Origin of the sequence: Granulicoccus phenolivorans DSM 17626 = NBRC 107789 = JCM 15570, from assembly GCF_000423085.1 — a bacterium.
Classification (GTDB): Bacteria; Actinomycetota; Actinomycetes; order Propionibacteriales; family Propionibacteriaceae; genus Granulicoccus; species Granulicoccus phenolivorans.
This window is the reverse complement of record NZ_AUHH01000015.1, coordinates 74,855-88,652: the sequence shown is the minus strand read 5'-3', so window position 1 is coordinate 88,652 and position 13,798 is coordinate 74,855. Positions and strand designations below refer to the sequence as shown.

The following is a 13,798-nucleotide window of genomic DNA, read 5'->3' as shown; positions in this document are numbered from 1 at the left end:
CGCGGGTGTGGCCGGTGAGGGGGTCGCCGACCGGTTTCCCGGTGGCTGGGTCCCACAACCTCACTGTGTGGTCATCGCTGCCGGAGGCGAGCAGGGTCTGTCCGTTCGGGAGCGGTAGCACCGCCAACGCCTTCACCCTGTCACTGTGGCCGGGCAGGATCGCCTGGACGGGGTACCGCCGAGTCGCGGCCCACACGGGCCACCATGGCTGATCCAATGGGGCTTCAGTATCTGTGGGGTTCGCTGCGACTCGGAACATGGCCAGCCGTCGCACAGCAGCACGTTGCGACGGTGGTGTTGCCTGCAACTGCTCCGCCGCATAGATGCTTGCCGCGATGCGCGAGGGAAGGGGCCCCCACCCGAATAGGGAGCGCATGGCATCCTGTGCTACTGCACGAGGGGCGAGGGCATCCAGGGCGGGTGCCCGGTCGAGTTGCTCCCAGGCCGACCGTCCGGCGGCGACGCAGTGTGCAGATGTGTAATGCTGCCAGTACGGATTTGTCGGTGTCGCCGGATCGACTTCGATGATTGCCCGCCCGACAATCTGGGCATGTCGCACCGCGGTCTCGTCCGGATTCGCGGTGAGGTGTTCGGCGAAGGTGCGATGAGCCAGGCGATACACGGTTTGCTCATGCTCGACGTCGAGCGCCAGGTAGGGCGCAGCCACGTCGATCAGCCGATGGACACTCTCGTCCGTTATGGCGCTGGATTCGCCGACCGACGATGCCACGGCAGCCCAGACACCCTCCCGAATAGGCAGACCACGCCCCTGCGCCAACGCAAGAGCCAGCAGGAGCGACCGGAACTGGGGATCCTGATTCGCGAACCGGGCCACCGCACCAGCGAAAACCGAACGATGGTCCAGGCCGAGGCGGGAGACCAGGTCAGGAGCGACGACCAGCTCGGGCCGCTGCAGGAGTTCGTAGGTGGCCAGTCGTGCATACAGGACTTCCTGATCGACTCCTGCGATCGCCTGCGCAGCACTGGTGACTTGCTCATCCGTCACGGTCTGCTCAGCAACGAGAGAATTCAGTCGGCGCTTCACGTACTTGACGATCAGATCCGGATCACGCTCCACCCGAATCGTGTGCTCGTCGGTGACACCGAGCGTGTTGAGGAGATTCCGGTCCATTGGGTCAGGTTGGTCGGGGCCTTCTCGGGTTGACCTGCGGGTGCCTACGACGAGCGTGACTCGGGGGCTTGCTCCGATGCGGCGTAACGCGGCACCCACGTCCAGGGGGGCCACCGCCTCGTCCAGGGCATCGACCACGATCCGGACATTCTGGGGCAGGGTGCTCAACGCCTTGAGAAACTCGTCGAGTTGCATCGTCAGCGGCAGCGTCGGGGATGGGGCCATGAAACCGAGTGCGCCGCACAGGCGCACCAGCACTTCACCCAGGCCCAACCCGGTGAGCTGCAGGGCAGCATCCACGTGGGGTACCTCACCGACGATGTCGTCGAGGAGTCTATGCCTGCGTAGAACCGCGGCTACCGCGGGACGACTCCGCACGACCAGGTCGCCGAGCAGTGCCGACTTTCCGGAGCCGGCGCGTCCGGTCACCACCACCAGACCACCAGCGGACATGCGGGTCAGCAGATCCCGGCGTTCGGCGTCGCGGCCGGTGAAGTGCCACGTGATCTCGCCGAGCGTGTCGGCACCCAGTTCGCCGCCCTGAGCTTTGGTCACGAAATGCCGGCGCTCATCCTCCGGAAGGTCGGCCAGGACCAAAGCCAGTTCGTTGCGTGCGTCCAGGGGCCCGGTGAATCCCTCCGCCAACGGGACCGCGCGTCGCAGCACGGTCTCCGGCTTGAGCTCAAGCACCCGCCGCGCGCCGCCGGTCGCGGACCACAGCTCGTCAACCAGCTGTGTCAGCGGAATCGCCGCGTTACCGGCGAAGTTGTGTTGGAGAGTCACCGCTAGGTGACGGGTGAATTCGCCCAAGTTGGTGCTGGATGCTGCGGACGTGCCCAGGATGGCAATGCGTCGGGGGCCGGCGCGATCATCCAATGCGCTGCTGAGGAGCTCCACGAACCGAGCCGATTTGCAGGCGTCGATAATCACCCAGAGCCAGGTGGTCTCGGGAGTCCTGGCCTCCCAATCGGTAATAGCGGCCGCCATCTTGGCGGGACTGATGCCGCTCTCGCCCACGACTTCCGGACTCCGGGCATGCGCGAGGGCCGCCTTGCGGCTAGTAGCCCAGCCATGACCGACCCAGTAGAGGACCGTGGGCCCCGAGCTGGCCTCCGCACCTGACCACTGGTGGAACCGCGCCTCGACCGCGTCCGCACCGCGGTCCGTCATCGGGCCCTCCCAGGGCCTGAGCTGCTCAACGCCGAAATCGGCCAGCAGTCGGGCCACCTCCGTGACCTCGGCTGTCGCGTCCAGCTTGCCGAAGTGGTCGAATTCTCCGAAATCGAACGCGAACAGTTCCACCCGCTCCGTCACGAGAAGACCGCCCCAGAGGGCATTGTCGAATCCTTCGGGCTTGCTCCCCGCGCACCTGGCTTGTGCCGCACCGACAATGCCATCAGAGTCATGGGCACATCGTAAGTGGTCAGTCATCTATGGGCGCCGGAATCGCGGCAGGGTGCACAGGGAACCCAGCCCTCGGTGGCGTCCGGGTCCCTGATAGAGGATGTCGTGACGAGTCGGTCTCTGGTGGCTGCTGGTGAGGCTTCGCCCGCGAGCTGCCTGATGCGGGTCATCGGGATCGAGATCAATGACTCCCACGGAGAGAGGAGGGGACATGAACATGGGGACCACCGACTATGCCGTTGCTCCCGGCGAGTATCTGGAGGAGTGGATCGAGGATCAGGGTCTGTCCCAGCAGCGCGTCGCCGACCTTCTCGACGGCAGCCGCACGCAGGTCAGCGAGATCGTGCATGGTCGGGCGCCGATCACCAGTGAGACCGCCGTACGCCTCGAGCGCGTCGTCGGCATCCCGGCCGGGACCTGGCTCCGGTACGAAGCCCTGTACCGCGCCGACCTGGCCCGGCTCGCCGACGAGCCGGACCTGGCCCGCTGACGTCGAGGAGATCGAGCCGGCGGCAGCCGCCTCTCTTGCTGCCTGGGGGCGACGGAGGCCACCAAGCTCGGCAATGGATGGTGTCACCAGTGATACCATCGAGGCTATGGCCATGACGTTGCGTCTTTCGGACGCCGAAGCAGACGCCCTGCGGCGTCGGGCCGAGCAGGAGTCCCGGTCGATGCAGGACATCGCCCGGCAGGCGGTGCGCGAGTACATCGAGAACCACAGCCGCGCCGATCTGCTGGACCAGGTGCTCGACCAGGAATTGCCCCGCTACGCGGAAGCCTTGGAGCGGCTCGGTCAGTGATCTACCTGACGCTGCCCGAGCTGATCCACGTTGCTGAGCGCACCCTCGGCTCGCCGGTGCCCGTCCGAGATCCGGGCCTGTTGCAGTCGGCGTTGGCGCGGCCACAGGCCACGGCCTTCGGCGTGGACGCGTATGCCACGTTGGAGGAGAAGGCGGCTGCGTTGTTGCATTCGCTTGCTCGGAACCACGCGTTGGTGGATGGAAACAAGCGGCTCGCGCTGGCGGGCACGATCGCGTTCCTCGGTGTCAACGGGCATCGGCTCACGCTGACCAACGATGAGGCGTACGACCTCGTGATGGCCGTGGCGACGGGGGAGCTCGACGAGATCCCGGCCCTGGCGAACCGGCTCAGGAGCGGAAGCCGACCCTGGTAGGCCTCCCCCGGAGACGGGGAAGGAAAGTCAGGACTGCGGCACCGCTGCGAGGGAAGCGCGTCGACCGCCGCGAGATCACCGTGGACGGGTCGGAGGCTGCGAACCCCGCCCTGCGACTGCGGCCACGGGGGACACGGGTCCCTGATAAGTGCGCTTATCAGGGCATGGAAGCACCTGGGTGTCGCGTGACATGAACCTCACTGATGCGGCCACCCTGAGCCGGGGACCTGATCATCGGGACCTGATCAACGAGTACTGCGCAGGAGGGTCGCACTCCGCGCGCCTGCTCGGCCCGGGCACGCCGGAGGCATGACTGTCCCCGCTGCGCCCGCGCTCTGGTTGGACTGGTGTGCGGTCACCGGCACCGACCCCGCCTCCCGCGACACCGAGGTTCAGTCCCGGTTCGCCCGGCGGGTGAGTGCACCCCGGCGCGTCCTCAACCTGCTCCGCGCCCGGCACGAACCCGTGATGGCGCCGGCCTGGCCCGACGCACTCGACGGTCCCGAGGCGCTGCAGCGGGTGCTGGATCGCGGCGGCGCACTGGCCGGGCGCCGGGACACCGGTTGCATCGAGCGACTTCGCCTGCGACGCCTGCTCTTCGCCGCGGTGCTGCTGGCACCACCGGTCCAGGGCGGCCTCGGACTCACAAGGCAGACGGCGCTGGACCTGACCCCGGCCGGGTTGCACGCCCGTCCGGTCTCGCCTCGGGATCACTGCCGAGGCCACGTCCTGCCCACAGCTGCACTGTCTGGATGTGGCTGCACATCGTCGGCACCAATGCCGGCTGGACACATCGTTCGGTCCGGCTGCTGCTCCACGAACCCAGCCCGATAGCCAGTGGGGAGTGGACCATCTTCATAGCCGGCCCGACCCGAGCCCGGACTGGCAGACCTGTCCTGGCCTGCTGCCTTGCATCGACAGATGGGGCTACCTCGATCCGTACGCGTCCCTGCACCCGGCGTCGTTATCAGCGCTGATCCCGGCGATCACGGATCTGGGATCACCCGTTGTTGTGCGCACAAACCAACCTGTTTCGGTCCTCCGTCTCGAACCGCGAGCGGTCTCAGCAGAGGAGGAACAGGCCATTTTTTCGAACGCGCAGACGAGGTCAACGCACGGGTCAAAGCACCCCTTGATGGAGTTGGCCGAGCCGGACCGCGCTCAAATGACGTTGAGGGCAGGACTAGTCCCTAGCCTTGCGAGCGACGTCAAGGGCGTGGCGAACCTTGGTGACGTCTATTCCTGAGGCCTCGAACACCGATAGAACCTCATCGCCGTCGAGCCCAAGGTTGAGGGACTTGGAGAGTCCGAGCCGCAAGACCGGCACCAAGCGCTCGTCTTCACCAGAATGGACTAGCCAGAGGCATGCCATAATCCAAGCATCGGCTGTACAACCGAACCAAGCTCTAGCGAGATGGAACTTGACCGTACGCGGAGCTAGACCGAGCTTGATCCACAGCGGGCGCGAGATGGCGTCCTTGCCTCGCAGCAGTTTCCAAAGAGACTCATGGTCGAGGGTGGTCAAAGCGTCCCTGGGAACAGCGGATCTGGTCTGAACGGAAATGCAGAGATCCTCTACCAGAAAGCTGAGCGCTGCTTTCGCCACGAAGACTACGGATACCTCGTGATCGTCGGCAGGGGAGATCAGCGCCAGTTCGCCGAGCGATTCAGCGTAATTGCCTCCCCACATTAGCGAGTCGACCAGCCCGAAGCGGGGATGGTTGTGGTTCATCCCGAGCTGGATCGCTCTCCGATACCAGCCCGCCCCTCGGGGATCCCCGAGATTCCAATAGGCCTGACCAATGCGATATGCAGCCTCGGGGTCTGCTTCGAGACCCCCCGACGGGATCGAAACTTCGCCTTCCGCAAGCCGTGCCGCACCGACAAAGTCGCCCCTATAGAAATGCTCGCGCGTCGCACGAGTCAGCAGTCGGGCAGCTCCCACGGGGTCTCCAGCATCGATGAAGGATTGTGCGTTCATCTCTGCTCGCTGCACCTGCTCGGCGGCAGTCTTTGCATCCTCCGGCAGGACGCCCCTGCGGATTTCCTTCAAGGCTTGAGTAGACACCCCAGCGAAGTGCGCCTCCTTGAGGCGATCTAGTGCATCTGTTGTCATACCTACGGGCGAAGGTAACGTGTGCTGATTGATACTGAACTGCCACCGGTGTACCTGATCCAAATACTCCTCGTCCAACTCACCTGGCTCGAGCTTGATTTCGGTCCCTCCGGCGGTGATTTCCTGTGGCCACTGACCTGCGGCCGGTGGCCCTAAGCTGGCTGCGAGTTGGGCCATCTGGGGTGGAAGCTTCATCATAAGAAAAACCACCCCACCGGCGGCCAGTGACGCAACTGCGGAGTTCATACCGTGGAGGTCAGGCCTAAAAGACTCATCGTGCAGGATGAACGGCTCTATCTGTAGTCCGACCTCCGCCCAACGCGAGCTCGCACTGAAGACCCAGATCTGCATGCCCGCTGGCGGCACTCTGTTCAACCGCAAGTATTCATAGTCTTCTGGGGTAAAGGGGTTCCCCTGAGTGCCAAGGGTGACCGCATAGGCCATAAATGTCTTGGCCGCCCAAGCCGATAAGAGTCGCTGATCATCCCGGTCCAATCGGACTGGCCGATTATCGAAAATCAGTGGAGCCAGCAACGACTTCGCCTTCTCTTCAAGGCCGCTCATCCAGCCCCTGTTGCAGTCGGTACACACGAGGATCGTTACCTTCGGCAGAAACGGTGCTACGTCTGGTAGGAACTCGGGTGTCACCTCGTACGTATCGTCTTGGTTGAGGGTCACCCTCCCGCGTACATTCTTCAGCCGGTCCCCCGCATAGCCATCGAGAAGATTCTGGGCCGCAGGGGTTTTGTGCAACCACTGGGCCCACACGTGCTCCTTGCTTGCCCCACTCGTGGAACCACAGAAGGGGCATTCAAACCTTCGCCGGGCCGAAGGTGTTTCCGACGTTTGTGCTCGCTTTGTCGCCATCAAGGCGAAGTCTAGTGTTTAGCTACGCCTCCTCGGCTGCATTCATCACCGGCAGAATACGTGCCCACCGGGCCCAGCCCGCGCGGCCAAGAATCACGGCCATGGGAGTGCGCGATCGGTCAGTGGTTCCACGAGTCCTCGATTGATCGACCTTCCCGAGCCTCGATTGCCACTGAGCCTTTGCCTGACCCGGTTGATTCTCGCGTCATCCCTCCCGTCTCGACCGGTTCTCATAGGCGGTGAGGTGGGCGAGGGCATCGGCGAGGTCCGACCGAGCGAGTCGTGCGTAGAGGTTTGTGGTGCTCAGACTCGAGTGCCCGGCCATGTCCCGCACCGTCGACAACGGCAACCCCGAGCGAATCCAGTTCACGATCGCGGTCGCCCGCAGATCGTGGAAGTGCGTGCCTTCCAGGCCGAGCTCGGTCATCAGCTTCGGCCACCGGACTGCGTCAAGAAAGTTCGTGTGATACAGCCGGCCCCCGAGCTCACCGGTCAGCACCAGGGCCTGCCGCGGCCGTCCCGGCACCCGGCGCGACAGGATCTCCCACGCCTCGCCGACGATCACCACCTGACGACTGCGACCCCACTTCGGCGGCCCGAGTGTGCCGGCCGACCAGGCCTGTCGCACCGTCAGCACCTGTTGTTCCAGGTCGACATCCAGCACTCGCAGTGCCAGGAGCTCGCCGGCCCGCAGCCCGAGGCTGGCCGCCAACCGCACATAGTCCCCGTAGTACACCTTCACCGCGGCACACCGATCCGCGACCAGATCCACCTCCGCCGCCGTCAGCGTCGGTATCGCCCGTTCGGGATCGGGTCTCGGACGCTCCGCCGCCCGGACCGGATTCGCGTCCATCTGACGCCACTTGATCGCATGCCGGTAGAACCGTGACAAGCAGTTCAACGACCCTGACACCGACGAGGACGACACCCCGGTACTCGACCATTCCGCCGCAGCTGCCTCCACATGACCGGTATGAATCTGTGTCATCCGCCGATGCCCCAGGGACGGCAGTACGCGCTGCCGCAGATGCGACCGGTACGTTGCCGCCGTCGAGGGCGACAAGGTCGCCAGCACCTGGCCCTGGGTCCTTGTCACGAACTCGGCCAGCGTCTCAACGGTCACGGCGGGCTGGTCTCGTTCGGCCTTCTCCCACCTCGTCGCCTCGCGTTTGGTGGCGAAGGTCTTGGTGCGCTCCCGACCGTTCGGCAGGTAGATCCGCCCCCGCCACATCTTGCCCCGCTTGCTGGCCATCGTGCTTCCTCGGATGAAGACGTTCACGTCGGGGGTGAGCCGCCGCATCCGACAACTGGCTGCGACCGAGGTCAACGCACCTCCTCTCATCAAGACTGCCACGTGCCCGCGGCCACCCCCGGCATCTGCGCCTCCGGCACCAGCGCTCATCAACGGCGCCGGGAACTCCGTCGTCCGCTCGCTCCCGGTGGGACGATCAGGTCAGGTGCGGTGAGCGAGACTCGCGATTACCTGGGGGAGGGACGACCGCCCCCGCGCGGAGGCTGGCGGCGTTCCCATCCGACCCCGCAGTAGCGCTTCGACCACTGCCGGGCCCTGACGGGGTACGGGGCCCGGGCCTGACCGGCCAGCCGTCCGCGCGGCGGTGGCACCCTGGAGACATGACAGCGTCCGCGGCTCCCGCGCTCTGGCTGGACTGGTGCGCGGTCACCGGGACCGATCCCGCGTCCCGTGACGCCGTGGTCCTGTCCCGCTTCGCCGCCCAGGCCGGCGCGCCGCACCGGGTGCTCCGTCGGCTCCGTGCCGGACAGACGCGCCCCGTGGCCCCGAGCTGGCCGGCTGCTCTCCGGGATCCGCCCGCACTGCACCGGCTGCTCGAGCGCGGCACCGTCCTCGCCGGCCGTGGGGACACCGGCTGGATCACTCGGCTGCGCCTGTACCGGCTGATGTTCGCCGCGGTCCTGCTCGCACCGCCCGGCCAGGGCGGTCTCGGCTTCACCCGCCGGGCCGCCCTGGACCTGACACCCGCGACCCTCCGGGCGGCCCGCCCACGCGTTGGTACCACCGCGAGCGCCAGCTCCTGTCCTAGATGCACGGTGTGGTCCTGGCTGCACATCCTCGGCACGCACACCGGCTGGACACACCGCTCGGTCCGGATGCTGCTCCACGAACCCGAGCGCCTCAGCGGCGGAGGAGTGGGCCACCTGCACGCCCGGCCGGATCCGAGCCCGGACTGGACGACCAGCCCGGCCCTGCTGCCCGGCCTCGACCGCTGGGGCCATCTCGATCTGTACGCGTCCCTGCACCCGGCCTCGCTGTCGGCGCTGATCCCGGGCATGACCGATCTCGCCAGCGCGCCCGAGGCAGCGCCATCCGAGCCGCCCGAGCCGCGCCCGGTGCGCCACTTCTCGGCCGCGGAGGAACAGGCGGTGCTGGATCGTGCCGACGCGGTCAACGCCCGGATCGCCGCGCTGCTGAAGGACGACCACGCATCCGTCCTGGGAGGCTCCGGTCACACGTGAGTTGCTGATCCGGACCCGCGCCGATCACGGCCGGCCGGGGTTCCCTCGTGACCGGATGACTGCAGTTCTCCGCCGGTGGGCTGGGACGGTGAGCTCATGGATGGCCCGGGGACGTCCGGGTCGCGGCCTGCGGAGTGCCGCCCAACCCGTGGCCGACCGGGGCCGAGGCGTGGATCCGCTCCCCTCGGTCCGAAGGTCGCGATGTCCCGGTCAGGTCGCTCGGAGCGGAGCGGCGCCCGGGCCGGCACTCGGCGGGATCGGCAGGGACAGCGAGTCCAGCAGCGGTTTGAAGTGGGCCGAGTCTTCGAGGTGGTGGCCGATGTCGGCGGCGAGGGCGATCTTCACGAGGAACGCGCGGGCCAGAAAGTCGCGGATTTCGGGATAGCCGGCCCCGGTGCGCCGCAGCAGCCCGATGATCTCGTGCATCCCGGTGCGGACCGCAGCGCCGATCGCGGGGCTGTCGGCCGCCGCGAAGGCCTGGAGGACGATCATCAGTTCGGCCCGGTGGGTGGCCATCAGGTCCGGATACCGCTGATCGATCCGGCCGGCGTCGAACGACGGCTGGGTCAGGGCGGCGAGACATTCCGCGAGGTTGTGCAGGGCAGCCCGGTGTGCTTCGAGGAAGGCGTTCTCCTTGGTGCCGAACACCTGGCTGATCCGCGGCTGGGTCACCCGGGCCTCCGCGCCGATGTCGGCGAGCGTGGTGCCGCTGTAGCCCTTCACGCTGAAAGTACGGATCGCGGCCCGGACGTACTCCTGGTACCGCGCAGTCCGGGTTTCTGCCGCCTCCTCTGGTTCGCTCACCGGTTCACCCTAGAACGCATTCCTGCCCATACACAGGTGGATGCCCTGCATCATGAGGGCAGTCCCCGGGGGATCGTCAGCGGATTCTCCCGGCGAGGATGCCGAGGATCAGGTCGCGCCGTTCCGGACTGATCGGGGGAGCAGCGGCCGCGGCCTTCTTGGCCGCCGCGGTGAGTTCGGCGAAGGCCCGCTCGTCCGCTGAGTTCCGGCGCATCGCATCGAGGTCGCTGATCCGGACCACGTACTTGTTGCCGTCCTTGCGGTGCGGGAGCGTCCCGGCCCGGACCCGGCGACGCAGGGTGTCGATGGATCCGTACCGGCGGTTGCCGGCGCGATCGCGGATCTCCGAGGCCCGGGCCAGATCGATGGTGTCGGTGTCGAGGTGAGTGTCGGTGTCGAGCTGGGTGTCGGTGTCGAGCTGGGTGTCGGTGCGGGGGGCGGGGGAGTGCATGGCGATGTCCTTGCGACGAGCTTCCGTACACCCGATCTGCAGCTTCCGCAGGCTCCGCGGTATCCCGAGCTTGTGCGCGGGCCGAACTGGTCGCCCCGGCTCGGGGCCGCCTCACGTGTACGAATGAGGCAGTATCTATCCTAGGCGATCCGCTATCGATTGCCCAGATAAATACGTGATTCATTCATGCGATAGGCTCGGTGAGCCCTCACCGGAACCCGGGGTCCACCCGTTCGTGGTCGACACCCCGCCGCCCGCGCTTCCCCTCGCTGACCGGCATGATGCGCGGCGTCATCAACGCCCGGATCACCCGGCGCTGACCGGCCAACGGCAGGGCCTCCCAGGAGGAGCGGACGTCGTCGGACGCGGCGAGCTCGACCACCAGGGGATCAGTCGCCGCGAGCGTCTCGAGTCGCTTCTTCGCGGCGTCGATCAGGGGCTGGATCCGGTCCTCCTGGTCGAACAGGATGTCCATCCGCTTGCGTGCGGCGGCCTGTTCCCGCACTTTGGCGAGGTACGACCGGTGCTCCTCGATCTCCGCGAGCAGGGCGAGGCGCTCGGCATCCACCCCGTGATCCGCCCGGCCCGTGGTGGCCAGGAAGTCGGGGCGCTGGAGCCGCTGGAGGAGAAACTCGGTCACCACCTCATCCAGGTGATCCTTCTTCATCGCGACATGGAATCCCGTCCGGCCCGGGACACCGCTGCATACGTAGGTGTTGTAGTGCTTGCGCGGCAGCGCGGTGCCATCGGTGGCGAACTGCGGGCGTCCCTGGTTCTGTTTGCCGACGCGCGCGCCCGCACCACAGACCCCGCAGACCGCGATCCCGGCGAGCAGATGCCGGGCGGGCCAGTCGTTGGTCCGGCGCCGGGACTCGCTGTTCAGCTGGGGCAGCAGCTTCGTCTCCCACACCTCGGGATCGATCAACGGCGGCCACAGGGCATCGGAGACCACCTCGCCCCGGAACTGACGTTTTCCGGCGTAGGCGGGTTTCCCGATCATCTCCTTCACCGCCGGCGGCGTCCAGCCGTAGTGCCGGCGGCGTTCGGTGTGGGACGGCCGTCGCGGGGGAATGCCCCGCTCGTTGAAGTTCTTGGCGATCGCATAGAACGTCTCCCCGGCCAGAAAGCGCCGGGCCGCCTCCTGGACCACCGGGGCCTGCTCCGGGTGCGGCTCGATCCGGAGCAGTCGCCGGGTCGTCTCGTCGTAGACCCGTCGATAGCCGTAGAGGTTCTTGCCGTGGGGTCGGCCCTGCTCGGCCGCGGCCTTGACCGACCGGCGGATCCGCGCCGAGGTCTTGGCCGATTCGTACTCGGAATCGACCGCATCCTCCAGCAGGCTCTTCCGGTCGCGGGCAGTCGTGGGGTCGTATTCCCGGCCGTGGGTGGTCACGAAGATGACCACGGCGTGCTGCTCGCACAGACCGATCAGGCGGACCCATTCGTCGACCCGGCGCGAGCCGCGGCTGGACTCCCAGAGAACGAGGAGTCCGGCGTCGAAGCTCCCGGACTCGAGATCGGCGATCAACCGGTCGAACCCGGCACGCAGCTTCTTCGAGTAGCGGCTCGCACTGATGTCGTCGTCCCGGTAGGGGTCGGGATGCACGATCCAGCCGTGACGTCGCACGGCCTCGACGTTCTCGGCATGCTGCTCGTCCGGTGACTTTCCGCGCCCGTCGCGGTCCCGGGACACCCGAAGATATTCACGCGCCACTCTGGTGGAAATGCCTAGGCTGTCATCGTCTTCCCGCATACGGAACACCCACCTCCCTTGTAAACGATATCTGGGGCCAACCTCACGCTGCTGCTGGCCTTCGTGCTGGGAGTGTGCCGCTGGATCGGGGTTCGCGGCTGGTGGCTGCGACTGGTCGGGGGGCTGTGTGTCGTCGTCTTCATCGCGCTGTGTCGCACCGAGCCGAGCGTCCTGCGGGCCGCGGCCATGGGAGTGGTCTCCCTGGCCGCGCTCGGCGTACACGCCACCTCGGGCAAGGGCATGCGCCACCTGGCCGCCGCGATGGTCCTGCTGTTGCTGTTCGATCCCTGGCTGGCCCGCTCGATCGGGTTCACCCTGTCGGTGCTGGCCAGTGGCGGGATCATCTGGTGGTCCCGGCGGTGGACCGGCGCCCTGCACTGGCTCCCGCGCCCGCTCGCCGAAGCCATCACGGTTCCGCTCGCCGCGCAACTGGCCACCCAACCGGTGGTCACCGCGATCTCGGGCCAGGTGAGCATGGTGGGACTGCTGGCCAATGCGCTGGCCGGTCCGCTGGTCGGCCCGGCAACGGTGCTCGGCTTCGCCGCAGCGGGGCTGTCGCTCGTGCTGGCCCCGGCGGCTGCCCTGATCGGCTGGTGCGGCAGCTGGTTCGCGCAGGGGATCATCTGGATCTCCCACGCCGGAGCCGCCCTACCCGGAGCCAGTTGGCGCTGGCCGGCCGGCACCTGGCCGCTGATCCTGGTCGTGGTCGCGTGCCTGTTCCTGGCCCGGGTGATGCCGGTGCTGCTGGGGCGCCGCCTGGCCGTGCTCCTCCTCGCGGTGGGGGTGGTCGTCGCTGTGCTGCGTACGCCCACCCCACCGGGCTGGCCCGGCCCGTGGTCGGTGGTGATGTGTGATGTGGGGCAGGGTGACGCCCTCGTGCTGCGAGCCGGTGACCGGGCGGCGGTCGTGGTGGACACTGGCCCCGAGCCGCGGCCGGTGCAGGCCTGCCTGGATGCGCTGGGAATCATCGAGGTGCCCCTGCTGGTGCTCACCCACTACCACGACGACCACATCGGCGGACTCTCCGGCGTGTTGGCCGGGCGGCGGATCGGCAGTGTGCTGGTCAGCCCGCTGGAGTCTCCGGCGGCCTCGGTCGCCGCCGTACGACGATTGCTGCCGGTCGTGCCCGTCCCCGCCCAACCGGGAGCGGTGCTGCGGATCGGCGAGGTCACCTGGCACACCCTGGGGCCGGTCCGGGTCAGTACGCCGGTCGGCGGCGCGGGCGAGTCGGCGGAGGAGAACGACTCGAGCGTCGTCGCCATTGCGGCCACCGGTGGCATCCGGATTCTGCTCACCGGCGACGCCGAGCCCCAGGCGCAGCAGGCCGTCGCCCGCACCGCGGGCCCGGTGCCCGTCGACATCCTCAAAGTGGCCCACCACGGCTCCGGGCGTCAGGATCCGGCGCTGAATCGGGCCACCGGCGCGCGCATTGCCGCGGTGTCGGTGGGGGAGAAGAACTCCTACGGCCACCCCAGTCCGAAGACCGTGCACCTGCTGCAGAGCGCGGGCATGACCCTGGTGCGTACCGATCAGCAGGGCTCCCTCGCCTTCACCCGACCCCACCCCGACCAGCCCATCCGGATCATCGCTCAACGATAGGAAGCACC

11 protein-coding genes are annotated in these 13,798 nt (G+C 67.4%); 5 read left to right on the top strand and 6 right to left on the bottom strand.

Going from position 1 to position 13,798, the window contains the following annotated elements; all coding sequences use genetic code 11:
- A partial coding sequence (locus G531_RS0107985) for an ATP-binding protein (protein WP_162143156.1) occupies nt 1-2,434 on the bottom strand: 2,434 nt, incomplete at its 3' end.
- A 313-nt stretch (nt 2,435-2,747) separates the two neighbouring features.
- Here G531_RS0107985 and G531_RS0107980 point away from each other — a divergent pair.
- The 3 genes from G531_RS0107980 (at nt 2,748) to G531_RS0107970 (ending at nt 3,710) form a co-directional block, all read left to right on the top strand.
- Nucleotides 2,748-3,026 (top strand): HigA family addiction module antitoxin, encoded by a 279-nt coding sequence (locus G531_RS0107980; RefSeq protein ID WP_026926844.1) that lies wholly within the window; start codon nt 2,748-2,750, stop codon nt 3,024-3,026.
- A 106-nt stretch (nt 3,027-3,132) separates the two neighbouring features.
- On the top strand, nt 3,133-3,336 hold the full coding sequence (locus G531_RS0107975; RefSeq protein WP_026926843.1) for a DUF6290 family protein: 204 nt from the start codon (nt 3,133-3,135) through the stop codon (nt 3,334-3,336).
- Nucleotides 3,333-3,710, top strand: a complete 378-nt coding sequence (locus G531_RS0107970) for a type II toxin-antitoxin system death-on-curing family toxin (RefSeq protein ID WP_026926842.1) — start codon at nt 3,333-3,335, stop codon at nt 3,708-3,710. The genes G531_RS0107975 and G531_RS0107970 overlap by 4 nt, the downstream gene beginning before the upstream one ends.
- A 1,183-nt stretch (nt 3,711-4,893) precedes the next feature.
- Here G531_RS0107970 and G531_RS0107965 read toward each other — a convergent pair.
- Both G531_RS0107965 and G531_RS0107960 read right to left on the bottom strand, forming a co-directional pair.
- On the bottom strand, nt 4,894-6,390 hold the full coding sequence (locus tag G531_RS0107965) for a hypothetical protein (RefSeq protein WP_145978549.1): 1,497 nt from the start codon (nt 6,388-6,390) through the stop codon (nt 4,894-4,896).
- Between the two features lie 508 nt (nt 6,391-6,898).
- Nucleotides 6,899-8,020, bottom strand: coding sequence for a tyrosine-type recombinase/integrase (locus G531_RS0107960; RefSeq protein WP_162143155.1), 1,122 nt, complete (start codon nt 8,018-8,020; stop codon nt 6,899-6,901).
- Between the two features lie 305 nt (nt 8,021-8,325).
- On the opposite strand from G531_RS0107960, the gene G531_RS0107955 reads away from it, so the two are divergent.
- The gene (locus G531_RS0107955; protein WP_026926839.1) at nt 8,326-9,186 is read left to right on the top strand and encodes a hypothetical protein; all 861 of its coding nucleotides are present in this window, start codon (nt 8,326-8,328) and stop codon (nt 9,184-9,186) included.
- A 210-nt stretch (nt 9,187-9,396) separates the two neighbouring features.
- Here G531_RS0107955 and G531_RS0107950 read toward each other — a convergent pair whose 3' ends face one another.
- The 3 genes from G531_RS0107950 to G531_RS0107940 all read right to left on the bottom strand — a co-directional run bounded on the left by G531_RS0107950 (nt 9,397) and on the right by G531_RS0107940 (nt 12,131).
- Nucleotides 9,397-9,990: a TetR/AcrR family transcriptional regulator gene (locus tag G531_RS0107950; protein ID WP_026926838.1), complete on the bottom strand. Its 594-nt coding sequence runs from the start codon at nt 9,988-9,990 to the stop codon at nt 9,397-9,399.
- Between the two features lie 76 nt (nt 9,991-10,066).
- Entirely contained in the window at nt 10,067-10,441 is a 375-nt protein-coding gene (locus G531_RS0107945) for a hypothetical protein (RefSeq protein WP_026926837.1), read from the bottom strand.
- Nucleotides 10,442-10,649: 208 nt separating this feature from the next.
- Nucleotides 10,650-12,131 carry a recombinase family protein gene (locus G531_RS0107940; protein ID WP_026926836.1) on the bottom strand — a complete coding sequence of 494 codons (1,482 nt, stop codon included), beginning with the start codon at nt 12,129-12,131 and terminating at the stop codon, nt 10,650-10,652.
- Nucleotides 12,132-12,218: 87 nt separating this feature from the next.
- On the opposite strand from G531_RS0107940, the gene G531_RS21290 reads away from it, so the two are divergent.
- Nucleotides 12,219-13,790, top strand: coding sequence for a ComEC/Rec2 family competence protein (locus G531_RS21290; RefSeq protein ID WP_281177485.1), 1,572 nt, complete (start codon nt 12,219-12,221; stop codon nt 13,788-13,790).
- The last annotated feature ends 8 nt before the right edge of the window (nt 13,791-13,798 follow it).

Coding starts and splice junctions, on each gene's coding strand:
- G531_RS0107980 (WP_026926844.1), top strand. CDS start 2,748: ATGAACATGGGGACCACCGACTATGCCGTTGCTCCCGGCGAGTATCTG.
- G531_RS0107975 (WP_026926843.1), top strand. CDS start 3,133: ATGGCCATGACGTTGCGTCTTTCGGACGCCGAAGCAGACGCCCTGCGG.
- G531_RS0107965 (WP_145978549.1), bottom strand. CDS start 6,390: ATGAGCGGCCTTGAAGAGAAGGCGAAGTCGTTGCTGGCTCCACTGATT.
- G531_RS0107955 (WP_026926839.1), top strand. CDS start 8,326: ATGACAGCGTCCGCGGCTCCCGCGCTCTGGCTGGACTGGTGCGCGGTC.
- G531_RS0107945 (WP_026926837.1), bottom strand. CDS start 10,441: ATGCACTCCCCCGCCCCCCGCACCGACACCCAGCTCGACACCGACACC.